This is a genomic window from Burkholderia sp. Ac-20365, assembly GCF_017104715.1.
Taxonomy (GTDB): domain Bacteria; phylum Pseudomonadota; class Gammaproteobacteria; order Burkholderiales; family Burkholderiaceae; genus Paraburkholderia.
The window spans coordinates 1-1,341 of record NZ_JAAGPI010000099.1; the positions used below are offsets into that span (position 1 = coordinate 1).

The following is a 1,341-nucleotide window of genomic DNA, read 5'->3' on the forward strand; positions in this document are numbered from 1 at the left end:
CGCGCCATGAAAAAACCTTCGCTGCCGTCGCTGCCTTTTATCGCCAGCGATTCCGCGCCGTGCTGCGCACGCGCCTGCGCAATCACGCTATTCAGGCTGTGAGGGAAATCCGTCGTACCCGACGACACCGGCAGATTGTTCTCGATCACCCATTCGACGGCGATCACCGCGAACTGCCTTTCCTGCTCGCCGCCTGCGCCGTGTTCCGGATGATTGGCCAGTTCGAACCAGCGGCCCGCATCGACGCTGCGCACCGCGCCCACGCCGTCGAAGCGCCGCGCGCGCGACTCCCACTCTTCCATCCGGACTTTCGAAAGATGATCGCCGCGGTCCTGCGCGCCATAGCTATACGCGCCCGTGTACTCGTAGACCTCGGCCTGCGCGGGCAGATTGCCCTGTGTGGTCATCGTCGGCACGGAGGTGCCTTTCGGATTCGCCGCGCCAGAAGGCGACTTGTAGTCGAACGTGCGCGTGGTCAGCGTCGTGCTTTGCAGCGTGCGCGTGCCGCTCCATTGCACGAATGCGTCGGTTTCGCTGTTCGTGCCCGAGCGATAGAAGTTCACCGTCTGCGGGCTTAGCGGTTTCAGCGTGCCGATATCGTCGGTGATGACGAGCGTATGCGACTTGCCGTCGTCGGCCTGTTCGACATAGCTGAAGAGGCCTTCCTCTTCCATCAGCCGATGACAGAGATTCCAGTCGCTTTCGTACTGCATGCAGAAAGAGCGCGGCGCGAGCGGCTGGCTCAATGCAAAACGAAATGCACCCTGCGCCTGCGGATGGGCATTGAATACGTCGGTGAGAATGGCATCGGCCGTTTTATCCTGCCAGATGCGCGCGTCTTTTCTAAAGCGCAGAAAATGCAGCCACGACGTAAAGCCAATCTGATAGCTTGTCTGTGCGCTATCGGAACCAAGCCGCCTTGCCGTATGCACATAACCGTGATGCGGACGATAACTCTGGTCGCTCTGCTGAATCCATAGCGTAACGGATTGCGCAATCAGCGATTTGAGTTCGATGCCGTCGCGCGATGAAACGACGTCGACGGTAAATGCGCTTTCACGGCCCAGTGCCGCATGGCCGAGCGCGCGCTGCGGCAGCAGGACATTGGCGCCCAGCGGCGTGTCCAGCCTGAGCAGCCGGTCGGTCTGCATGAGGCCGCCGGTTATCGCCCCGATTATGTCCTGCGCCCCCATTGGTGCCTCTTTTTAATTCGATTGCGCCCACGCGCTACCGCGCGATAATACAGAAATGAAGACGGCAATCGCAATCGGATTTTAAAGGCAGTTTGTATCAGGTCGTAATTGCCGGATTAAATGGATGCCCATTGCATATCGGCAAAAA

At 59.4% G+C, this 1,341-nt stretch carries 1 protein-coding gene; it reads right to left on the reverse strand.

Annotated elements, in window-relative coordinates; genetic code table 11:
- The coding region (locus G3O01_RS44750; protein ID WP_205813905.1) for a phage late control D family protein at positions 1 to 1,193 on the reverse strand (1,193 nt) is incomplete at its 3' end.
- Positions 1,194 to 1,341 lie beyond the last annotated feature (148 nt).